Here is a 21,518-nt window from a genome sequence, read left to right as displayed (position 1 = left end):
CGAGCCGGCTCAGGCGGGTGCGGTGCGCAGGGTCGGCGCGAGCACGACGAGCCCGAGCAGCGGGAGCGCCGCGAGGACGAGCAGCGCCGTCGGCATGCCCAGCGGGCCGCTGATGCCGGCGACGACGGCCGAGCCGATGCTGCCCCCGATCAGGAAGAGCAGCGTGGAGACACCGAGGGCGACACCGCGCACCTCGTGGGGCACCGCGTCGCCGACCACCGCGCTGAGCGCGGGCTGGCCGAGGCCGAACGCGAAGGTGACCAGGATGATGCCGACGACGAGGACGGGCGCGCTCACCCAGTGGGCGCCGGCGGTGGCCACGAGCAGGGCTCCGGAGGCGACCAGCCCCGCGACAGCGAGCGCGCGACCCGGTCCGATGCGGATGAGCAGCGGACCCGTCACCTGGGGCACCAGGAGGGCCACGACGGCGCTCGGGACCATCGCCAGGCCGACCTGCCACGCCTCCCAGCCCTCGGAGAGGAGGACGGCCGGCAGGGCGATCAGCATGGCGAACCACGACGCGGGCACGGCCGCTGCGCCGATCGCGCTGCGGACGACGGTCGCGTTGCGGATCACCTCGACCGGGAGGAAGCCGTCGGGGCGTCGGCGTACGGTCGCGCGCACCGCCGGCACGCCGAGCACGAGCAGGGCGGCGCCGATGGCCGCGACCAGCAGGCCGGCCGAGGGCGACTGCACGAGCAGCACCATGCCGGCAGCGGTGAGGGCGACGAGGACGGCACCGACCACGTCGAGCCGGGCGCCGCTGCCGTCGGTCGAGAGCGCGCGCCACAGGAAGGGCACGACGAGGGCCCCGACGATGGGCAGCGCCATGACGGCACGCCACCCGAACGACGCCTCCACGAGTCCGCCGATCAGCGGGCCGAGGCAGCTGACCGCTGCCGCCGTGCCGGCGAGACGGCCGAAGGCGAGGCCGCGCACCTCTCCGTTGTAGCGGGCCGAGAGGACGGCGACGCCCAGGGTGGGTACGGCGGCGGCGCCGGCGCCCTGCACGAGGCGGGCACCGAGCAGCACCTCGAAGGTCGGCGCGAGGGCCGCGACGAGGGCGCCGATCGACATCAGGACCAGACCGGCGAGCAGCGGGGCCCGCACCCCGACCAGGTCGGAGATCCGGCCGTAGAGCGCGGTCGTGACGGCGAGCATCAGGACGTAGAGACTGATCGTCCACGCCGCCAGCCCGGCATCGACGCCGAGGTCGGGCCCGAGCAGCGGAAGGGTCACCGCAGCGCTGGACGAGCCCATCCCCGCGAGGCCGAAGAGGAGCCCGAGGAGCATCGAGATGCGGCGGGAGTCGTCAGTGGACTCGGTGGTCCCGGTCTCGCTGGCGGGGGAGGTCATCAGGGGGTGACAACCTCCCGCCGAATCGCATCATTCCCGAGGAGGGGTCAGCAGCCCTTGGCGTTGAACTCGAAGTTGCTCAGGTAGATGGCCTGCTGCCCGTCGCCGCTCGCGTTCCAGAACTCGAGGGTCAGGGTGGACACGGACACGGTGTTGGCGAACGAGATGCCGACGTTGCCGCCACCCAGGTTCGGGTTGTACGTCGTGTCGTCGTCGGTCTGGCGGAAGGCGTTGGTGTTGGTCCCGCCGGTCCCGGTGATGCCGACCGCTCTCGTCGGCGTGTAGGCGGCCACGCCACCTGGGCCGGTGGCGGACAGCTCCACCCGGTCCCAGTAGCCGCCGGCGGTGGAGTCGATGTCCGTGATGGTGAAGTTGAGGCCGGTCACAGCACGTTCGAACGAGACGGTGAGTCGCTGTCGGCGCGAACGACCGTCGTCGATCGGCGACTCGTGCCGAACGTAGAGGCCCCGCCCCTGGTTCAGGCCACCGACGTTCGTCTCGGTGGAGATGGTGAGGTTCATGTCCTGGTCGCGGCGGTCTCGAGCCTGCCAGCCGGACTCGTTGATCCACGCGCTGGCGAACGTGACCAGGATCGAACCGGCTCCGCTCGTCGCCGGGGCGCTCACCGTCGCCCTGCCCAGCTGGTAGGAGCTGCGGCTCCACGCGGTGGTGCCCATGGTGGCGTTCCCACCATCCCAGTCGAGCGTGTAGGCCCGGACGTCGCACGGGGAAGCGGCGAACGCGGGAGCCGTCGCGGCCACGGCCACCACGGGGACGCTCCACGCGGCTCCACGCACCAGCGTGCGCCGAGTCGTGCTGAGGTTCGCGTCAGCCAGGTGTGCCATGTCGTTCGTCCCTACTCATCGGATAGAAGCCGGATGGGCTCTCCGTCGTCAACGGTAGGCGGCGGTCGGGAACGCGACGGTAACAGCCGGTTACACCTGGTTGTGATGTGCACCACCTACGTGACAAGAGAAAACTCTAGGAGGTTTCGTCAGTTCTGTCCGAGGTTCGCCGGCATTGGCCGCGCGGTGGCGCCCCCGCCGGTCGGAAGGGCCGGACCGTACGATTCGGGCCATGTCGTCGACCCCGGTTGCAGCGCTCGTCATCGCGCTGACCCTGGCGGCCGTGCTGCTCACCAGCGGGGTGGCCAAGCTCCGCGACACCGTCGCCACCCGCGACGCCTTCGATGCGCTGCGCGTGCCCCGCATCGTGCCCGCGGACGCCGCCGCGGCGGCCCTGCCGTGGATCGAGATCGGCCTCGCGGTCCTCCTGCTGCTGTCGCCGTCCGGATGGCTCGTGCCGGTGACCGTGGCGCTCGTCGTGCTGATGCTCGCCTACACCTGGCTCGTCGCCCGCGCTCTCGGCTTCGACGAGCCGGTCACCTGCTCGTGCTTCGGCAGCCTCGGGCGCCACTCGGTCGACCGGACGACGCTGGCCCGCAACGTGCTGCTCGTCGCGCTGGCCGCGGCCACCGTGTGGTTCGCCGTCGACGGCGGCTCCGTGCCGGCGGCGTTCGCCGACCTCGACCGCGACGGCTGGTGGTCCGTCGTCGCCGCTGGCGCGGCCGCTGCGGTCGCGGTGCTGGTCGTCGGTGCGCCGACGCGCGCCAGGACGGTCGCCGACGAGGAGCTGCTCGACTACGAGCGCCAGGCCATCCCCTATGCAGTCCTCACCCTGCCCGATGGACGGACGGCCACCCTCTCCGAGCTGGCCGCCCTGCAGGCCCGGCTGCTGGTCGTGCTCAATCCCCACTGCGGGTCCTGTGTGCGGACCGCGGAGAAGCTCGACGACTGGGCAGCGCAGCTCGGTCCCGCCGTCGGGGTGCTGGCGGTCTATCCCGACGCGGCCACGGCGTCCGGAGCGACCGAGCACGCCCCCGGGCTCGCGACCTCCGAACCCGAGCTCAACGTCCGCAGGGTGTTCTCCGTCGGCACGCCCGGTGCGGTCCTGCTGGGCGCCGACGGCTTCCTGGCGGGCGGGCCGGTCGCGGGCGAGGGCCGTGTCGCCCAGCTGGTCGAGGACGTCCTCACCGAGCTCGCGGCTCAGCCGATCGCACACGAGTGACGGCCCCCGGCTCCTAGGATCGTCGCGTGCCCCGTCCCTCCGTCTCCGTGGTCGTGCCGACCCGTGGCGGAGCCGACCGGTTGCCGGTGCTGCTCCACGCGCTGGCGTCGCAGGCGCTGGACGAGCCGTGGGAGGCGGTGTTCGTCCTCGACGGCGACGTCGACGGCAGCCGCGCGCTGATCGAGGCGTACGCCGACCGTCTGCCGCTGCGGATCGTCTCCCCCGACGGCACCGGGGTCGGCGCGGCCCTGGCGGCCGGCTATGAAGCGGCCTCGGGCGAGATCGTCGTCCGCTGCGACGACGACCTGACGCCGGGGCCGGGCTTCCTCGCGGGTCACCTCGCCCGGCACCGGGCCCGCCCCGACGGCTCCGCGCCGCTCGGCGTGGTCTCGCTGACGCGGGACGTCTTCACCGACTCGGCGTACGCCGCCGCCTATGGCCGACCCGCCAACGAGCGCCTGATCGCCCAGGCCTACGCCCGCCCCGCCGCCGAGCGCTGGCGGCACTGGGCCGCGTGCAACTCCGTGCCGAAGGCGGCGTACGACGCCGCAGGGGGCTTCGATCCGTCGATGTCCTACCGCGAGGACTCCGAGCTGGGCCTGCGACTCGCGCGATCCGGGGTCGAGATCGTCATCGACCCCGACCTGGAGGTCGAGCACCGCGGCCCGGCCCCCGACACCGCGACCCGGGCCGGACGCGCCTTCACCTCCGGGGCCTCGACGGTCGCCTTCGACGAGCGACACCCCGGCGCTCACGGCACCTCCTCCGCCCCGACCGGTCCGTGGGGGCGAGCCGTCGCGCTCGCAGCCTCGCGCATCGGCTCGCGGGACGAGGCCACGGCACTCGGACGCCGGATCGACACGCTGCTCCCCCGACTGCCCCGGCGGGCCCGTGGCAAGGCGGTCGCCTGGGCCGTCGAGGCCTCCGCGCTGGCCGGCCACCGGGTCGGTGACACCACCTGGGTCCGAGACGCTCCCGTGGCCGAGCCGAGCACCGTCAGCGTGGTGGTGCCCCACTACGGCGACCCCGCGCCGACGCTTGCGCTGCTCGACCAGCTCGCCGCCCAGACGCACCCGGTGCAGGTGGTCGTCGCCGACGACGCCTCTCCGACGCCGTTCCCCGACCGCGAGGGCGTCGAGGTCGTGCGGCGCCCTGTCAACGGAGGATTCGGCGCCAACGTCAACTCCGGCGCCGCCGCGGCCACGGGCGACGCGATGCTGGTGCTCAACAGCGATCTCACCATCGAGCCGACGTTCGTCGCCGACATGGTGGCCGCCGCGCGCAGCCGCCCCGGCGCCGTCCTAGCGCCGCGGATGGTCGACGAGCACGGCACCGAGGCGTGGGTGGGGCGCGACGTCCCCCGCGTGCGGCACCAGGTCGCGGCCTGGCTGACTCCGCTGGCCCGCTTCCGCGGCACGTCCGCGTGGCACCGCGCGGTCGGCCACGACGTCCGTGCGCACGGCGCCGAGGCCGACGTCGACTGGGTCGTCGGCGCGGCCATGTGGATACCAGTCGCGGAGTTCCGCGCCGTGGGCGGGTTCGACGAGCGGTTCTTCATGAACTCCGAGGAGGTCGACCTCCAGCGCAGGCTCCGCGAGCGCGGGGTCCGGGTCGTCGCGCTGCGCTCCCCGACCGTCGTGCACGCCGGTGGCGGATCGTCACCGTCGGAGTCACGGCGTCGGTGGCTGGTCGAGGGACAGCTGGCGTACGCCGACAAGTGGGGGTCGCGCCGCGGGCTCCAGGCAGCGCTCGCCGCGGCGACCGGGGCCAACTTCGTCGTGAACGCCGCGCGGCGCGCGACCGGTCGCGAGGTGCACCCGGTGGAGACGGCACGCACCGAGCTCTCGCTGATCCGCGGTCGACGATGACGCGCGCACTGATCCTGTCCGAGCACGATCTCGAGGCATGGGGCCGGCGCTTCCGGTCGGGCGAGGTGCCGGCACCACTCCCCTACGGGGTCGACGCGCTCGAAGACCTCGGGTGGGAGCTGCGCGGGGCGCGCCGGGCCATCGATCCGCGGTGGCGCAAGGTGCGCGACGTCGTGGAGCACCGGGCCGGGTTCACGATCGAGCGGGCGCTGCGAGGCATCGGTGAGGCTCGGCGCAGTGACGTCGTCCTGGCGCTGCTCGAGCAACAAGGAGCCGCTGCCTCGGTCATGCGGCGCGCGAAGGTGCCGCCGTACGGGTCGACCCCGCTCGTCATCTGGTCGGTGTGGCTCGCAGAGGAGCTCCGCGCAGCCGACGCAGGCACCCGACGACGCCTGGCCGAGCGGTACGCCGGTGCCGACCTGATCACGCACATGTCGGTGCACGAGACCGAGATCCTCGAAGCGGCCGGCATCGGCCGCGACCGGACGCTGGCCGTGAGGTTCGGCGTCAACGACGACTTCTACACACCGGGCACGGGCGAGCGAGACATCGACCTGCTCGCGGTCGGGCAGGACCGCGGCCGCGACTACGAGACCCTCTTCGAGGCCGTGCGCGGGACCGATCTCGTGCTCCACCTGGTCTGCAGGCCGGAGAACGTCGCAGGCCTGGACGTGCCCGACAACGTGAGGATGCTGGGCGTCGTCCCGCTCGAGCATTACCGCACGCTCCTGCAGCGGGCGCGCGTTGTCGCGGTCCCGACGCGCGACCTCGCCTACCCGACGGGCCAGAGTGTCGCGCTCGAGGCTGCTGCCAGCGGCGCCTGCGTGGCCGTGACCGGGACGCGAGCGATGAGGGACTACTTCGAGGACGGGGCGACCGGCCGCCTGGTGGACGTGGCGGACGTCGAGGGCTGGCGCACGCTGCTCGTCGAGCTGCGCGAGGACGAGGGCCAGCGCGAACGCCTCGGAGCTGCTGCCCGCCTGAGTGCGGAGACGCGCTTCAGCGCCCGGATGATGTGGGCCGACATCGCCGAGGCATGTCGGGCCCGCGGACTCACCTGACCCAGGTCGCGCGGATGGTGGCCGCGAACGTCTCGAGTCCGTAGACCCGCTGCGCCCAGCCCTGGACCCTGTCGGACCGCTCCTGTGCCGCTGCCGGCTCCTCGAGCACGGCCACCAGGGCGTCGGCCAGCGCATCGGGCTCGTCGCTCATGCCCGCGTAGAGGTCGTCGCCGTCGATGCCCTCGGCCCCGACCGTCGTGGTCACCACGGGTACGCCGTGGCACAGCGCCTCGACGGTCTTGAACTTCACGCCCGCCCCCTGGAGGACCGGTACGAGCGCCACGGCGGCGGCGTCGTACTCGGCGTCGAGGTCGTCGACGAAGCCGGCCAGCTCGACACCGGTGCCCGGCGGGAGGGAGGCCACCCGCGCGCGCAGCTCCTCGCTCGCGCCACCGCCGACCAGGCGGAGCCTGGCGTCCGGTCGCCCGTCGAGCACCCGGGGCCAGACGTGGTCGAGGGTCCACAGCGCGGCTTTGTTGTTCTCGTCGCGGGCCAGGTAGGACACGACGACCACCACCGGGGCGCTCGCGGGCCGGTGCGGGGGCTCGGCACCTGCCGACAGCGGCGGACGTACGACAGTATGGGGCGGGTTGCCGAGCAGCTCGGCGTCCTTGCGGCTGAAGACCAGCACGTCGTCGAGTCGAGCGACCATCGCGGCTTCGTGCTGGCGCGAGCGCTGGGTGACCCCCTGCCAGTAGCGGCGTGCATCAGAGGTGTCCTGAGGTTCGCGGCTGAACGACTGGCTCATCACGTCGTGGAAGGTGCCAGTGATCCGGGCGTCCGGGTTGAGGCGTCGCAGGAGCCGGACCAGCCGGATGGACTCGGAGTACTGGAGGTCGATGACATCGGCCCCGCGGATCGCCTCGCGCGCCTCCCGTGACCTCATCAAGCCGAGCACGAAGGGAAGGAACGGCAGGCCGGGGTCGCGCCCGAGGCGGAGCCTGGAGTCAAGGATCACGGTCGCTCGGTTGAGTGCCCTGCCGGCAACTCCGAGCCCGGCCTCGTGTCCGAGCAGCAGCAGCCGCCGCGGCACGCCGGGCTTCGTGCTCGCCTCGTGGTTGAGCCGGTTGCCGACAGTGAGCATCGTCAGCTCGGTCTCGGCGTCTAGGAGGCGCTGGAGCTCGAGGAGGTAGCGGCCTCCTGCGTGGGGCACTCCCTCGTGCCCGACGTACATGCTGATCAGCACCACGCGGGGTCGGGTCACGGGTTCATCCTCCCAGACCGTGCGACCCACCTAGACTCGCGACCGTCCGCGACGAAGGAGCTTTGATGAAGCGGCTGATCCTGGCCCCCCACATGGACGACGAGGCCATGGGGTGCGGCGGCCTGATGGCCAAGCACCCGGACGAGTGCGTGGTCGTGGTCATGACGGACAGCGGCGAGGTGCGTGCGCGCGAGCACGCCGAGGCGATGAAGATCCTCGGCGCCGACGAGTCCCGGCAGCTCGGCTTCCCGGACGGTCAGACGCCGCAGCACATGACCGAGATGGTCGGCGCGATCGACGCGATCATGGCCGAGCTCAAGCCGGAGGAGCTCTACCTCCCCTATCCCTCGCTGCACCAGGACCACATCGCGGTCTACGAGGCCGGCATGCGCTCGTGCCGCGTCTCGATGTCGCTGGACCATTGGTTCCCGCCGAGCGTCTACGTCTACGACATCGCGGTCTACGACGTGAACCTCTACCCGACCGACCTGCGGTGGAACGTGTTCGAGGCGTTGACCGAGGAGCACATCACCGCGAAGGAGGCGGCCTGCCAGGCCTACCAGTCCGAGATCCCGACCGAGGTGCACCCGATCAACAGCGTGCGCCAGATCGCCGGCGCCCTCGGTCAGGTGCGCCTCGTCCCCTACGCCGAGCAGTACGCCCTCGTCAGGACCGTGCGCAAGTGAGGGTGGCGATCCACCAGCCCGACCTGCTGCCGTGGCCGGGGTTCTGGTTCAAGATGCTCAACTCCGACCGGTTCGTCCTGGCGGTCCACGACCAGCTGCAGAAGCACTGGGTGCAGCGCCGCGTGACCATGCGCGACTCCTGGGTGACCCTGCCGCTGGAGACCAAGCCGCACCTGATCCCGATCAACGAGACCATCGTGAAGCCAGGCTGGCAGGACCACCTGGAGTCCTCGATCACCGGCCGCTACCGCAGCGCTCGGCACTGGAAGGACCGCAGCGGCGACGTCCTCTCCATGATTCACGCGGTCGACTCCCACAACCTGGCGGACATCAACCACCAGCTGATCCTCGGGATGCGCGACTACCTCGGCATCACGACCGAGGTCGTCGTGACCGACCCGCCACAGGAGAAGGCCGCTGACCGAGTGCTGGAGCAGCTGCGGATGGTGGGGGCGACGTCGTACCTCTCCGGCACCGGCGCCAAGGACTACCTCGGCGAAGAGGCGCAGGCGAAGTTCCGCGATCTGGGGATCAGGCTGGAGTTCTCCGACCACCACAAGACGACCGGCGACTCGATCGTCACGGTGCTGATGGACTACGACGACCCGATGGAGATCGTCGCGAAGGCCGTTGCGTCGCACTGACGAACGTCAGGACGGCAAGGCCCATCCCGTGGGGATGTCCTTCACGATGCTCCATCGCGGGTCGAGCTGCCACGCCGCGCCGTCACGAGCGGTGCGGACGTGGAACCACGGCGCGACGACCTGCTCGGGCCGGCTGGAGCGCCACGCACTGAGGTAGCCGCCCCAGTAGGAGAAGGTCGAGTTGGCGAGCACCAGGCGGGGCGCGTGGGCCAGTACGGCGAGATGCACCTCGGGGGGCTGGCCGGTGTCCTCGAAGTCGAGCACCTCGCAGAAGTCCGTGAGCCAGCCGAGGTGGGCCTCGCACCAGTCAATGCCGTCCGACACCACGAGGATGCGCCTGATCGGGCCGCCGACGTCGACGCTGCGAGCGAGGGCGGACCTCAGGTAGTCGTCGACGTCGAAACCGTAGCTGCGCCAGTTCGCCTCGTTGGTGACGTAATCGCCGCGGCGCACGTTGACCACCACGTCACGATCCGTGACCCGCAGCGCCTCGGGGACGCGACCGGGGTCCAGGATCCCGCTGGGCTCGAGGAATCCCTCGATGAACCTCGCCAGGACGTGCTCGTCGTAGTGCGGTCCGAACTCGTTGTGCAGGCCCCGTTCGCGGCGATCCGTGAGGCGTACGTCGCCCGGCTCGACCACGAGCTCGGCCGCGCGGTGACCGAAGACGGGGAGCCAGCGGTCCATCGGCGGAGTCCGCAGGCACACCATGTCCATGCCCTGTCGCCGCATCTCGAAGGCGTGCATCCAGTCGTAGAGGAAGTTGCCGAGGTGCGCGGTGGGCTGCGTCCACAGGACGGTGCGCGGACCCCGCCGGATCCAGCGGTCCTGCAGTCGGTCCGCGGCCCTGCGCGCGCCAGTGCATCAGGGGTGTCTCATCTCCAGGCGTACACGTAGAGCTGTTGGACGAAGTCGCCGTCACCGCGCATCTCCGCGGTGAACCCGTGCGCCTCCAACCAGGCCAGGACCTCGTTCTTGGAGCGCCCCCAGTCGGTGCCGAGGAAGTCGTGGCACGAGATGGTGAAGTTCCGGATGTGTGGAGCCATCCGTTCCATCCCCCGCAGGGCGTCCTTCTCGGCGCCTTCGATGTTCATCTTCACCCAGTCGACGCTTTCGACACCCAGGCTCTCGCAGATGTCGTCGAACGTGCGGGCCTCGACGTCCACGGACCCTGCGGACTCGAAGATGTTGCCGGCGACCCACTGCTCGGGATCGTCGCTGATCGACACCGTGCCTGGCGTCGACGTGAGTGCGACCTGCAACGGCGTCACCTGCGACCACGCGTTCCGGGTGACGAGGTCCTCGAGCCGCCGGAAGGGGCTCGGCGCTGCCTCCACCGAGATCACGCGTCCCTCCGTGCCGACCATGTTCGCGAGATAGAAGGTCTCCCCGCCGTCCCCGGCACCGACGTCGAAGACCACGTCACCCGAGCTGGGACGGAAGCGACGGAAGAGCAGGTCGTCCATGCCGTAGTAGAAGCCACGCGTGGCCCAACCCTGCGCGTCCTTCCACCGCCCCTCGTCCGCGACACGTCCCTCCGGCCAGTGGTAGTGCCAGCGGTTCTCCGAAGGCACCCACCGGGTGGTGACGAGCCGCCGGTGGCGCAACGAGTCCAGCGCCGTCTTCACCATTCCGTACGACAGTCGCACGAGGTGACGAAGCAGGCCGGAAGCAGAGAATCCAGCTGGGGCAGGTCGTTGAGGCGTGCTGGTCTCCATTGCCCGGATGCTAGCTGCTGCCATCCCTCGCCGGGTCGCGATCGAGTCCATCCACGACCCACGCTGGTTGCCAACCGCCAGGCAGCTCGTCGACGAAGCTCCAGTTCTGGTCGTACTCCACGCACCGGCCAGGGCCGTAGCGACGCTGGAAGAAGGCCGGTGCCCAGACCGTCGCCTGGGGTGCGTCGAACAGGACCCGCGAGATCGCCGCGCCCCACAACGAGAACGTCCCGTTGGCAATGACCAGGCGGCGCGACGAGACGACGTCGCGGAGGTGATCGATCGGTTCGGCTCCCTCGCGGGGCTCGGTCACCTCGTCGGCGTACGCCGTGAGCCAACCGAGATGGGACCGGCACCAGGCCGGGTCGTCGGAGACGACGTGGATGCGTTTCACCGGACCGTCCTGCTCGATGGCGCGCGGAACGACCAGCCTGACATAGGCCTCGACGTCGAAGGCGTACTCAGGTCGGTGCCACGGGTTGTCGTAGAAGTCTCCGCGGCGGAGGTTGAGGGTCATCACGTCGTCATCCGCCAGTGGTCCCCGTTCGGCTCCCTGCAGCGCCGGGCTCGTGAGCACCCAGTCACGCACGAACGCCGCGCGCGACTCGTCGGTGAAGCCCCGAGGGTCTCCCGACTGCTGCTCCTTGAAGGCATAGAAGTGGTCGCGGCTGTCCCAGAAGGAGACGTCCGCGGCCTCGACGAGGTAGGGGCGCACGGCGGGGAAGTGGGGCAACCAGTAACGGCTGCGTTCCACGATGAGCACTCGGTGTGGGACCTTCTCGTGACGACGCGCGTGCGCCCAGGCCCACAGGTAGAGCTGGTTGCCGAACCCCATGAACTCTGGCGTCCAGTTCACCACCTGCGATCCCAGGCGACCCCGCAGCGCCGTCAATGCAGGTGACGCTGCTCCGGCTGCGAGTGCGCGTGCCCTGGTCGCGACTGTCATCGGCCGCGGTCTTCGAGCCGATCCAGCACCCGGCGTCCCGCGCTGCGCACGGCGACGCGGGCGCGGTTGTAGGGGTCAGACGCTGGTGCGTGCGCCTGGTAGTGGCTCAGCACGACGTCGTCGGGCAGCCGCGAGGGGGATCCCGGAGCGGTGAGGGCGGCGAACGTCGTCCCGAGCCTCGCGCGTACCAGGTCAGCGTTGTGCCGCGACCGCACCCAGTCGTGGCCACGTCGAGCGCGCTCCGCGATGACGGCCGGCTGCTCCTCGAACCAGCGCATCGCCTCCAGCGTGCGGTCGCACATGTCGACGACGTCCGAGTCGGCGATGACCGACGAGTGCTCAGGAAGCATGTACTCCTTGGCGCCGTCGCCGGTGAAACCCACGACGTAGCAACCCGAGGCCATGGCCTCGGCGCCAGGCAGGCCGACGCCCTCGCGCTCGGCGCCGAACAGGAAGATCGCCGCCCGGCCGAGCTCCTCGGCAACCTGCTGCTGCGTCATCTCGTCGATCAGCACGATCTCCCAGTCCCCGAGCTGACCGGAGCGGCGGACGAGCTGCACGGCGCCGAGCAGGTCCTCGCGGCGGCGGCGCGGCATCAGCGCGATCCGCTTCTCCTTGACGGCCGGCTGGAACCAGTCCTCGATCTGGACCGGTACGTCGTGGATCGGGAACCCGTCCTCGCACGCTCGGTCCAGGAAGGTGTGGATGGCATCGGAGACGGCGATGGCTGCCGTGGCCTGGGGCCAGCCGGGGTAGGCGCCCGGCTCGTCGACCAGGAAGTCGGAGTTGGCGAAGACGAAGTCCATGCCCTGGCAGAGCATCACGACGGGCTGGCCCTGACTGAGGAAGCTCCACTTCGACCCGCCGGTCTCGGGCATCACGAGCACGTCACCCGCAGCGAACTCGAGCTCCGTGCCGGTGTCTACCGGGGCAGGGGACCCCCAGGACTCGTAGGCGAAGCCCGGCGTCCCGTGCCAGACGCGCGCGTCGTGGCCGAGGGCACACAGGTGCTCGACGTAGCGGTAGATGACCTTGACCCCGCCACTGGGCGTCGGAAGGTCAGGCGCCATGAACCGGATCACGTGACCATCCTTGCATCGGCGCGATGCGGTGTCAGTGGCTCACGGAGCCCACACCCGCGATGTGTCAGCCGCCTCGGGCACATCTGCGCGTGGCCCGAGGTCCGGACTGGGGCGTGGCACAGTGTGCCCGGTGACGGACTCCACCGAGCCGGTCGTGACCCTCGTGCTGGCGGCGTACAACCATGCCCCCCTACGTGCGGGAGGCACTCGCCTCCGTTGCTTCCCAGTCGCTCGACTCGTTCGAGCTGGTCGTGAACGACGACGCGTCAAGTGACGACAGCGTCGAGGTCATCAACCGGGCCTTGGCCGACCTGGGCCTCGAGGCTCGTACCGTCTTCCACGACAGCAGACGCGGCATCTGCGCCACGTTCAACGAGGCGCTGGACCTGATCCGAACCCCCTTCGTCGCCTTTCTGGCGGCTGACGACGTCATGGGCCCGACAGGTTGGCGGCGCAGCTCGCGGCTCTGGACACAGCACCCGACGCGGCCGTCGCCTACAGCGACATGTGGCTCCGACTCGCTCGCAGGCATGCATTCGTCTACGTGGACCGACCTCTGGTGACGTGGCGTCGCGTCGCGAGCTCCCTCACCTCGCGCCTGGACGAGCACACCGACCTGCAGCGCGGAGTGGAGCGTCTGCACATGCTGCGCAAGCACCTTGGCCAGGAGAGCGACATCGACGTGTGGCTCGAGCCCATCGTCTTCCACCTCGCGGTCGACCAGCTCAAGTCCGGGAACGGGAGCCCGCAGGTCCGACACGCGCTGCGGCAGTGCCTCCGCATCTCCCCCGGCCGCAGCAGGCTGCGTCATGCGACTGCTGCTCATCTTCGCGCCATCGGACGCCGCCGGGTGGGGTGACGTGCCCCTCGCCCCGATGACGGGACGCACGTAAATGTGCAGAGACCCGCGTCCCTGCAAGCCAACCGGCAGACTGTGCTGGTGCTGAGCCTGACCGGAACCCCCCTTCGCCGCTTGGCTGGACTGCTCGGCTTCCCACCTGGGACGGGGGAGCTGATCGACCATCCGACCCGACGACGGCTGGTGCTTTCCATCGTGCTCTCGGCGCTCCTCGCCGTGCTCGACATGGTGGGCGTCGTCGCGATGCTGCCGATGATGCAGTACGTCACCGGACAGCCGCTCGACTCCGGTGCCGTGGGGTGGGTGAGCGACCTCCTGGGCAACCCCAGCCCGCGTGGGCTCGTACTGGTGCTCGCCCTGATCATCTTCGGCACCTTCGTGGTCAAGGACGTCGCGGCACTGCTCGTCCGCCGCTGGCAGCTCCGCTTCATGGCGAGACAGAACGTCAGCATCTCGACGGGCATGCTGGAGGGCTACCTGACGGCACCGTACTGGTGGCACCTCCGGCAGAACACCGGCGACAAGCTGTGGGCGATCCAGGGCGCCGTCTCCATGGGCTACACCGGCGGGTTGTCCTCAGCCCTGTCGGCCCTCACAGAAGTGTTCACCATCGTCTTCATCTTCGGCTCCCTCCTCGTGATCTCGCCGGCCATCGCCCTCGCAGCGGCCACCTACTTCGGCGTCGCGGCCTTCGTCGTCCAGCGGGTGATCCGCCCCAGGATCCAGGCCGCCGGCGAACGCACCCGCGTCGCGTCCCAGGCAGTGTCGACGTCGAGCCTCCAGTCGTTGACCGCGGTGAAGGAGATCCGGCTGCGGCGGGCGCACCAGTCCTTCGTCGACGAGTTCCGCACCAAGAGTGCCGAAGGCGCCGATGCCGATGTCCACGCCGCGGTCCTCACCTCCCTGCCGTCCTACTTCCTCGAGATCGTGTTCGTCCTGGGCATCGGTGTCCTCGCAGCCGTGGCCACCACCGGGGGCAGCGCCGAGGACGGGCTGGTCCTCCTCGGACTCTTCGTCGCGGCCGGCACCCGTGTGCTGCCCAGCTCGGTCCGCTTGATCAGTGCGCTGTCAGGAGTGCGCTACGCACGCGCTCCCCTCGAGCACCTGGTCACGGTGAGTCGAGCGATGCGACAGAGCCGCTCGGAGGAGACCGCACAAGTCGTCACGGAGGTCGTGCCCAGGGGCGACATCGCGGTGCGTGACCTCCGCTTTGCCTATCCTGACCGCCCGGACATGGACGTTCTGGCCGGAGTTGACCTCGATATCCCGTTCGGCACGTCACTTGCCGTCATCGGCATGAGCGGTGCGGGCAAGAGCACGCTGGTCGACGTGCTGCTGGGGCTCCACACCCCCCGCTCCGGACAGCTCACCGCCGGTGGCGTCTCGGTCTTCGACAACCTCCCCGCGTGGCAGAAGCAGCTGGCCGTCGTACCCCAGGAGGTCACCCTCCTAGACACGAGCATCCGCGCCAACATCGCCTTCGACGAGGACGTCGATCCGGTGCGGCTACAGGCGGCCATCGACCGTGCCCAGCTCAACGACCTGATCGCCGACCTCCCTCACGGCCTCGACACAGCAGCCGGAGAGCGGGGGATGCGGCTCTCGGGTGGCCAACGTCAACGCATAGGCATCGCCCGAGCCCTCTACCGCAACCCGTCGTTGCTCGTTCTCGACGAGGCGACCTCGGCGCTGGACAACCAGACGGAGCGCAGCATCACCGACACGATCGAGGGCCTTCACGGCTCGATGACCGTCGTCGTCGTCGCGCACCGGCTGTCGACTGTCCGTCACTGCGATCGGCTGGTGTTCATGGAGAGCGGCGTGGTTGCCAGCTCTGGCACCTTCGACGAGGTCCGCAAGAGCAACGCAACGTTCGATCACCTGGTGCGGCTGGGTTCCCTCGATGGGACGGAGAGTCGCGGGCTCGCGTGACTCACCTCGCACCACACGCCCTACCGATGATCATCGAGGTGTGGCAGCAAGGCCGGGTCTTGCCCGATGTGGGTGAGGTACTTCAGTTGCAGGGGGTGGAAGAGGTCCGACCCGAGCTCGATCCAACCGATCGGGTATCCGGGGTTGTCACCCCACGTGTTGCCCGGAGCCAGGACCAGCTGCTGGGAATAGAAGTCCAGCCGTCGCTCGACCTCGCGAAGCCACTCCGCCGTGAAGGGGCTGTTGGGGCGGAAGACGAAGGCCGCGTAGCCGATGAGCGAGTTGAATCGACGCCGGACGTCAGGACCCAGCTTGAGGTCTCGCCCTCCGCAGCTGGCCGAGCTGACCTCCGGGTAGCCGATCGCCCACAGCTCTGGACTGTCCGACAGCGTCTGCCATGCATGTCGCCACCCGTGATCGGTCTGCTTGATGTCCGAGTACCCGCCGCCGTAGTGATGCATGAAGTAGGCCCGGAGGTAGTCCGCGCGGTGAACCAGCGAGAGGTGTGCGTACGCCGGGTGGAGAGGGTGCTGCGGAAGCACGAACTCGGTCAGGTTGTCCGGCGTCACGAGCACGTGCGCGAGGTCGGGGTTGTGCGCGACGATGGACTCGATGCCCTGTTGCCGAGCCGGACCCATCTGATTGTCCCCGGTCCAGAAGCTGTAGATGACGTCAGGGACCGTACGGTCGGTCTCGGTCCCCGGGGGAGGCTCGCGGTCGAGGAAGTACATCCGTGGGAGGTTGCCCCACGAGTCCCGGTGTCGGTCGATGTCGAACTGGTACGGAACGTGGCGGTCATACAACCTGAAGGCCGAGTCTCTGGCACGGACGTAACCGGTGCGGGCCCGCTTGCGCGCCACCAAGCCCCTGTGCTTGAGCCGTCGCGCATAGTCCAGTGCCGTCACAAGTAGATGGGTAGCACACGCCGGCCGGCCGCGAGGCATGATGCGATCCGGCGGCTCCGACACGTCACCGGTAGTCGTGGAAGTCGAGCAGCAGTCGCTCGTCGAACCGCACGTGATCTGCGTACTTGAGGGTGAGGGGGTCGAGGATGCGCCCGAGAAGATCAGTCCAGCCGAGCGGATATCCGCCGGCGTCCCCGAACACGCCGCCAGGATGCTCCGACAGGGCGTCGAGCCGCGAGTCGAGCACACGGTGCATCTGCTCGACCCACGAAGCAGTGATGGGCGTGTACGACCTCATCATGAAGCCACCCTTCCCGAACATCAGCCTGTAGCGGACCAACAGGTCGCGGCCCAGGCGCCCTGGGAGCTTTCCGATCCAGTCGGCATGATCGGCCCGGTAGCTCGTCACCCATGCAGCCGGATCGTCTGCCATCTGCCGCCAGGCGGGCTCCCAGGAAGCGAGTGGCAGCTTGATGTCGACGTACGCGCCGCCATGGTGATGCATGAGGTACCCACGGAGGTAGTCGGATCGATGGATCAGGGACAACTGTTCGTACGCCGGGTGGAGCGGATGCCCGGGAACGAGCCATCGGTGGAGGGTCGCCGGCGTCACGAGCTCCAGCGGGAGACCGATGCTCTCCTTGATGGCCTCCAGGTTCCTCGACCGGTTCTCGGACATGGGGTTGCTCCCTGTCCACAGCGCGAACACCTGGCGCGGGAACGCGCTCGTGCCGCGCACCTCGACGTCGGTGGCCAGGAACGTGTCGGAGTAGCGCTCGGGTCGATAGGCGTAGGGGTGGATCCTCTCCATGTCCCTGAATGCCGCCGTGGCCACGGCGAACTTGCCGTGCCGATACGCCCTACGTGCCCGCTTGCGCTGCACGAACGCCGCGTGCTTGAGCTGCCGAAGGGCATACGTGGGATGCACGGTGCCAGTGTGACCCACGCCGGGACTCTCTAGGCTGGGACGGTGCGACTCGCCTGCTCCGTGGTCATCCCGACCTACAACGCGGCACACGTGATCCACCACCAGCTGCGGGCCCTTGCCGCGCAGCGCGATGCACCGAGCTTCGAGGTCGTCGTTGCGGACAACGGCTCCACGGACGACCTGGCCGACGTGGTCGCCGGATGGACCGACGCGTTGCCGGACATTCGGATCGTCGACGCGTCTCGCGGCCGCGGCGTGTCCGTCGCCCGCAACGTGGGCATCCAGCACGCCGCCACTGACCGCATCCTCGTCTGCGACGCGGACGACGCCGTCGATCCACGGTGGGTGGCGGCCCTTCACCGGGCGCTCGACGGAAGCCCGCTGGCCAGCGGCCCGGCCGAGACAGTGACCCTCTCGGGCCCTTCCTCCGGCTGGGTGCCGATCGACTCGATCAGCACCGGCCTGTACGAGACCTGGGGCGGCCGCACCTACGGTCTCGGCGGCAACACGGCGATGCATCGTGAGGTCTGGGAGCGAGTGGGCGGCTACGACGAGGGCTTCCCGGCCGGCGCCGAGGAGATCGACTTCGCCTGGCGCGCCTGGGACCTCGGCTACCGGTTCACCTACGTGCCGGAGGCCCTGCTCCACTACCGCATCCGCACGGACCTGCGCGGTGTCCTGCGCCAGCAGTACAACTCGGGTCGCGGCACGGCCACCCTCTACGAGAAGTTCCGTCCTCCCGAGGTCGTGCCCAAGTCGGCGCTGCGCCGGATCCACCACGAGCTGCTGCTCCTCAAGCAGTTCCCGTGGCGGGGCTCGGCAGACGATCGCCGACGGTGGGCCACCCTCATCGCGTACGAGGCGGGCAAGGTCGTCCAGTCCAGGCGGCTCGGCTGTCCTGCTCCGTGAAGTCGACCAGATCACTAGAGTGACCGCTGTGACTCTCGCGCGCAGCCTGGCCCAGCTCCGGCCGAGCCTGCGCTGGCGGTCGGGACAGGCCGTGACCCGCGTGCTCTACCGCCGAGCCTTCGGCAGCCTCGGCGAGGGCACCGTCATCGTCCGCCCCCACAGGCTCCAGGGTGTCGAGCGCATCCACCTCGGCTCCGGTTGCTCCGTCTTCGAGGGAGCCTGGCTGGCCAGCGAGCCTGACGGCGGCGAGCTGCGTATCGGCGACCGCACCTACCTCGGCCACGGCGTCCACGTGCACGCGCTGGACCCGGTGACGATCGGCTCCGACTGCGTCATCGCCGACGGGGTCTTCGTCGGGTCCTCCGACCACGACCGCGACGACCGCCACCGGGTGCACGGGTCCGGTCCGATCGTCATCGGCGACCGCGTCTTCCTCGGCCAGCGCTCCGTCGTCCTCGGCGGCGTGACGATCGGCGACGGCGCCACGGTGGGCGCCCACGCAGTGGTCACCAAGGACGTGGCACCGGGTCAGACCGTCGTCGGCATCCCCGCACGACCTGTCGGGGCATGAGCCGGTGAAGGTGCTGCTGGTCAGCCCGGGCTTCCACGGCTACCACTCGGCGATCGCCGCTGCGCTCACCGCGCGCGGTCACGAGGTCTCGACCCACGTCTACGACGCCCACGAGGGCGTCGCCGGACGGGCGTGGCACCAGGTGCGCCACCAGCTTCCGCGCAGGCTCGGAGCCGGATCCCTGCGGCGCCTGGCGCAGGAGGAGACCGCAGGCGCGCTCGCGGCGGCGGAGCACAGCCACCCGCAAGCCGTGGTCGTCGTCAAGGGCGACACCCTCGAGCAGCCGTTCTGGGACGCCCTCGACGGCATCCCCCGCATCACCTGGCTCTACGACGAGGTGCGCCGCACCCGTTGGACGACCGAGCGCCTCGCCCGCATCGGACCGATCGCGACCTACTCGGCGCTCGATGACGTCGACTTCGACGCGGCTGCCCTCGATTCCCGTCACCTCCCGCTCGCCTACGACCACCGACTGGTGGCGTCACCCACGACCCGCCACACTCCGGTCGTCACCCTCATCGGCGCGCGCTACCCCGTGCGCGAGCAGGTGCTGACCGTCCTCCACGACCACGGCGTCCCCGTCCGCGCCTACGGACGCGACTGGTCGAGCCATCCCGTTGACCGGCTGCGCACCTGGCGGCTGGGCACCCCCGGAGTGCCGGCCGGCCGCGACCTCGCGCGCGCGGCGGCGTACGACGTGATGGCGTCCTCCGCGGCCACGCTCAACCTCCACGGCGACCAGGACGGGTTCACGATGCGCACGTTCGAGGCGGCCGGGGTCGGCGGCGTCCAGCTGATCGACCGGACCGACCTGGAGGGCCTCTACGAGCCGGGCACCGAGGTGCTCCCCTGGACCACTCCCGAGGAGCTCACCGATCTCTGCCAGCGGGCGGTGGCCGACGCCGCGTGGACCCACCGGGTCCGCGAAGCCGCTCGTGCCCGCACGCTCGCGGAGCACACCTTCGACCACCGGGTCGCCGTCCTGGAGGACGCATGGGACACGGCCTGAAGCATCCCGGCGACCTCGTCGCGTGGCGCCGGTGGCACGAGAGCCGCCACCCCGTCCGCGGCGCCGCCCGCTCGGCGCGCAGCCGACTGCGCCCGCCGGCCGCGACGTACGTCGACCTCCTCGCGCCGGACGCCGGGGCCGACATCCTCGTGGCGGTCGAGGCCACGCACGCCAGCGTCGACCGGGCCGTCGTGGCGCCCCTCGCCCACCTGCCGGGCGACCTCACCGCGATCGTCGCCCCCGTCGGCTGGCAGCCCCCGTCGTCGTACGCCGGTCACACCCGGCGCACCGTCGCGCTGGCGGAGCTCCCCGCGCTCGTCGAACCCCGGGCCGTCCTGGCAGCGGGCCACTACACCGAGATCGGCGCCGCCGCCTTCGACGTGGCCGAGGACCTCGGCGTGCCCTTCCTCGTCTCGCAGCACGGCGCGCTGACCCCCTTCGCCCCGCCCCTGCCGCGCGCCGCGCACCTGCTGGCGTGGAGCGACGCGGACGCAGCGTTCTGGACCGCCGGCAGGCAGGACGTCACGGTGACGACGGTCGGGAGCCAGCTGCTGTGGGTGGCCGGCAAAGGTCTCGACGCCGCCCATGCTCGACCCGCGTCGCCGTCCCCGCTCGTCTACCTCGGGCAGGGGCACGCCGCGGAGATCTCGCGGGCGCGCCTCGCCCATGCCGCCCTGGCCACCTGCCGGGAGCACGGCGCCGTCTACCGCCCGCACCCCTCCGAGCGTGACCTCACGTCGCGCGCCGTCCTGGCGACCTACCGCCGTGCCGGCATCACCGTCGACACCTCCGCCGTCCCGCTCGTCGACCTCGCCGCTCCGATCGTGAGCGTCTTCTCGACCGGCGTGCTCGAGGCGGCGGCGCGCGGTCGCGACGCGTGGGTCGACTTTCCGGCCCCACCCGCGTGGCTCGGCGAGTTCTGGGAGCGTTATGGCATGCACCGCTCCGGAAGCACCCCGACGCCGCCGCCCCTGCGGCCACTCGTCGAGCCGGCGCGCCGCATCGCCGAGGTGCTGCGGGAGTCCGTCCGATGAGCGTCCTCTGCGTGATCCCCGCTCGCGGCGGCTCCAAGGGCGTGCCGCGCAAGAACCTCCTCGACGTGGGCGGCAAGCCCCTCATCGCCTGGACGATCGAGCAGGCACTCGCCGTGCCCGACCTCGACGTGCTGGTCTCCACCGACGACGAGGAGATCGCCGAGGTCGCCCGGGCGGCCGGCGCCCGGGTGCCCTGGCTGCGACCCGACGAGCTCGCCCAGGACACCACCCCCACCGAGCCGGTCGTGCGCCACGCGATCGAGCAGGTGAGCCGCGAGCAATGCCGGCCCGACGCCGTCATGCTGCTGCAGGCGACCTCGCCCGTGCGCCACGACGGCACGCTGGCTCGCGCCCTGTCCGAGTTCGCCGCCACCGGTGTCGACTCGATGGTCGGGGTCGTCGAGCAGCCGCCGTTCATCTGGCGGGCCGGCAACCCGCCGACAGCGGCGTACGACGTCGCCGCGCGGCCACGGCGCCAGGACCTGACGGACGAGACCCGGCGCTACCGCGAGACGGGCTCGCTCTACCTCACCCGCACCGAGGTCTACGAGCAGCACGACAACCGCCTCGGCGGCACGATCGGGCTCTTCGTGATGGCCGAGGACGAGGGCATCGACATCGACACCGAGCTCGACGTCGCGCTGGCCGTCCGGTTGCTGACGGCCCGTTGACCGGACTCCCCACGCCGAAGGAGTTGGCTGGCTACGGTTGTCCAGTTCGCACGCCCACGGAAGGCCCC

General features: G+C 70.6%; 22 protein-coding genes. 13 read left to right on the top strand and 9 right to left on the bottom strand.

Going from position 1 to position 21,518, the window contains the following annotated elements:
- Positions 1 to 9 precede the first annotated feature (9 nt).
- Positions 10 to 1,356 carry an MFS transporter gene (locus tag JWN97_RS14515; protein WP_297623927.1) on the bottom strand — a complete coding sequence of 449 codons (1,347 nt, stop codon included), beginning with the start codon at positions 1,354 to 1,356 and terminating at the stop codon, positions 10 to 12.
- A gap of 47 nt (positions 1,357 to 1,403) precedes the next feature.
- Entirely contained in the window at positions 1,404 to 2,201 is a 798-nt protein-coding gene (locus tag JWN97_RS14510; protein WP_297623924.1) for a hypothetical protein, read from the bottom strand.
- 232 nt (positions 2,202 to 2,433) lie between these two features.
- Here JWN97_RS14510 and JWN97_RS14505 point away from each other — a divergent pair, with 232 nt between their 5' ends.
- The 3 genes from JWN97_RS14505 to JWN97_RS14495 are packed head-to-tail and all read left to right on the top strand — an operon-like array spanning position 2,434 to position 6,352.
- Positions 2,434 to 3,423 carry a MauE/DoxX family redox-associated membrane protein gene (locus tag JWN97_RS14505; RefSeq protein ID WP_297623921.1) on the top strand — a complete coding sequence of 330 codons (990 nt, stop codon included), beginning with the start codon at positions 2,434 to 2,436 and terminating at the stop codon, positions 3,421 to 3,423.
- Between the two features lie 26 nt (positions 3,424 to 3,449).
- On the top strand, positions 3,450 to 5,291 hold the full coding sequence (locus JWN97_RS14500) for a glycosyltransferase (RefSeq protein WP_297623918.1): 1,842 nt from the start codon (positions 3,450 to 3,452) through the stop codon (positions 5,289 to 5,291).
- Positions 5,288 to 6,352 carry a glycosyltransferase family 4 protein gene (locus JWN97_RS14495; protein WP_297623915.1) on the top strand — a complete coding sequence of 355 codons (1,065 nt, stop codon included), beginning with the start codon at positions 5,288 to 5,290 and terminating at the stop codon, positions 6,350 to 6,352. Before JWN97_RS14500 ends, JWN97_RS14495 begins: the two co-directional genes overlap by 4 nt.
- Here the strand turns inward: JWN97_RS14495 and JWN97_RS14490 are convergent.
- Complete coding sequence (locus tag JWN97_RS14490) at positions 6,345 to 7,556, bottom strand: glycosyltransferase (protein ID WP_297623912.1); 1,212 nt, start codon at positions 7,554 to 7,556, stop codon at positions 6,345 to 6,347. The two genes, JWN97_RS14495 and JWN97_RS14490, sit on opposite strands and share 8 nt — an antisense overlap.
- A gap of 65 nt (positions 7,557 to 7,621) precedes the next feature.
- Here JWN97_RS14490 and JWN97_RS14485 point away from each other — a divergent pair, with 65 nt between their 5' ends.
- Together JWN97_RS14485 and JWN97_RS14480 are read left to right on the top strand one after the other, a co-directional pair.
- Complete coding sequence (locus JWN97_RS14485; RefSeq protein ID WP_297623910.1) at positions 7,622 to 8,242, top strand: PIG-L deacetylase family protein; 621 nt, start codon at positions 7,622 to 7,624, stop codon at positions 8,240 to 8,242.
- Positions 8,239 to 8,886: a WbqC family protein gene (locus JWN97_RS14480; protein WP_297623907.1), complete on the top strand. Its 648-nt coding sequence runs from the start codon at positions 8,239 to 8,241 to the stop codon at positions 8,884 to 8,886. The genes JWN97_RS14485 and JWN97_RS14480 overlap by 4 nt, the downstream gene beginning before the upstream one ends.
- A gap of 6 nt (positions 8,887 to 8,892) precedes the next feature.
- Here JWN97_RS14480 and JWN97_RS14475 read toward each other — a convergent pair whose 3' ends face one another.
- From JWN97_RS14475 to JWN97_RS14460, 4 genes are all read right to left on the bottom strand, one after another.
- On the bottom strand, positions 8,893 to 9,573 hold the full coding sequence (locus tag JWN97_RS14475) for an alpha-1,2-fucosyltransferase (RefSeq protein WP_297623904.1): 681 nt from the start codon (positions 9,571 to 9,573) through the stop codon (positions 8,893 to 8,895).
- A gap of 188 nt (positions 9,574 to 9,761) precedes the next feature.
- The gene (locus tag JWN97_RS14470) at positions 9,762 to 10,535 is read right to left on the bottom strand and encodes an FkbM family methyltransferase (protein ID WP_297623900.1); all 774 of its coding nucleotides are present in this window, start codon (positions 10,533 to 10,535) and stop codon (positions 9,762 to 9,764) included.
- A 79-nt stretch (positions 10,536 to 10,614) separates the two neighbouring features.
- Positions 10,615 to 11,460, bottom strand: coding sequence for an alpha-1,2-fucosyltransferase (locus JWN97_RS14465; RefSeq protein ID WP_297623898.1), 846 nt, complete (start codon positions 11,458 to 11,460; stop codon positions 10,615 to 10,617).
- A gap of 86 nt (positions 11,461 to 11,546) precedes the next feature.
- Entirely contained in the window at positions 11,547 to 12,632 is a 1,086-nt protein-coding gene (locus JWN97_RS14460; RefSeq protein ID WP_297623895.1) for a glycosyltransferase, read from the bottom strand.
- 182 nt (positions 12,633 to 12,814) lie between these two features.
- On the opposite strand from JWN97_RS14460, the gene JWN97_RS14455 reads away from it, so the two are divergent.
- The 3 genes from JWN97_RS14455 (at position 12,815) to JWN97_RS14445 (ending at position 15,423) form a co-directional block, all read left to right on the top strand.
- Positions 12,815 to 13,195, top strand: a complete 381-nt coding sequence (locus tag JWN97_RS14455; RefSeq protein ID WP_297623892.1) for a glycosyltransferase family A protein — start codon at positions 12,815 to 12,817, stop codon at positions 13,193 to 13,195.
- Positions 13,177 to 13,491, top strand: coding sequence for a hypothetical protein (locus JWN97_RS14450; RefSeq protein ID WP_297623889.1), 315 nt, complete (start codon positions 13,177 to 13,179; stop codon positions 13,489 to 13,491). Before JWN97_RS14455 ends, JWN97_RS14450 begins: the two co-directional genes overlap by 19 nt.
- 183 nt (positions 13,492 to 13,674) lie before the next feature.
- A complete protein-coding gene (locus JWN97_RS14445; protein ID WP_297623886.1) occupies positions 13,675 to 15,423 on the top strand; it encodes an ABC transporter ATP-binding protein in 1,749 nt (582 codons plus the stop codon).
- Positions 15,424 to 15,443: 20 nt separating this feature from the next.
- Here the strand turns inward: JWN97_RS14445 and JWN97_RS14440 are convergent, their stop codons facing one another.
- Both JWN97_RS14440 and JWN97_RS14435 read right to left on the bottom strand, forming a co-directional pair.
- On the bottom strand, positions 15,444 to 16,328 hold the full coding sequence (locus tag JWN97_RS14440; RefSeq protein ID WP_297623883.1) for a glycosyltransferase: 885 nt from the start codon (positions 16,326 to 16,328) through the stop codon (positions 15,444 to 15,446).
- Positions 16,329 to 16,392: 64 nt separating this feature from the next.
- Positions 16,393 to 17,211: a hypothetical protein gene (locus tag JWN97_RS14435; RefSeq protein WP_297623880.1), complete on the bottom strand. Its 819-nt coding sequence runs from the start codon at positions 17,209 to 17,211 to the stop codon at positions 16,393 to 16,395.
- A gap of 87 nt (positions 17,212 to 17,298) precedes the next feature.
- Here JWN97_RS14435 and JWN97_RS14430 point away from each other — a divergent pair, with 87 nt between their 5' ends.
- Genes JWN97_RS14430 through JWN97_RS14410 form a run of 5 tightly spaced genes read left to right on the top strand, consistent with a single transcriptional unit; the run spans position 17,299 to position 21,450 of the window.
- Entirely contained in the window at positions 17,299 to 18,165 is an 867-nt protein-coding gene (locus tag JWN97_RS14430; RefSeq protein WP_297623876.1) for a glycosyltransferase, read from the top strand.
- 28 nt (positions 18,166 to 18,193) lie between these two features.
- Complete coding sequence (locus JWN97_RS14425) at positions 18,194 to 18,736, top strand: acyltransferase (protein WP_297623873.1); 543 nt, start codon at positions 18,194 to 18,196, stop codon at positions 18,734 to 18,736.
- 4 nt (positions 18,737 to 18,740) lie between these two features.
- Positions 18,741 to 19,745, top strand: a complete 1,005-nt coding sequence (locus JWN97_RS14420) for a glycosyltransferase (RefSeq protein WP_297623870.1) — start codon at positions 18,741 to 18,743, stop codon at positions 19,743 to 19,745.
- Positions 19,730 to 20,779 (top strand): prephenate dehydrogenase, encoded by a 1,050-nt coding sequence (locus tag JWN97_RS14415; protein WP_297623867.1) that lies wholly within the window; start codon positions 19,730 to 19,732, stop codon positions 20,777 to 20,779. Before JWN97_RS14420 ends, JWN97_RS14415 begins: the two co-directional genes overlap by 16 nt.
- Complete coding sequence (locus tag JWN97_RS14410; protein ID WP_297623864.1) at positions 20,776 to 21,450, top strand: acylneuraminate cytidylyltransferase family protein; 675 nt, start codon at positions 20,776 to 20,778, stop codon at positions 21,448 to 21,450. The genes JWN97_RS14415 and JWN97_RS14410 overlap by 4 nt, the downstream gene beginning before the upstream one ends.
- The last annotated feature ends 68 nt before the right edge of the window (positions 21,451 to 21,518 follow it).

It is taken from the genome of Nocardioides sp., from assembly GCF_025965415.1.
In the GTDB taxonomy this organism is placed as follows: Bacteria; Actinomycetota; Actinomycetes; order Propionibacteriales; family Nocardioidaceae; genus Nocardioides.
Note: the sequence above shows the minus strand (reverse complement) of the source record. Positions and strands in the feature narration are given on the sequence as shown.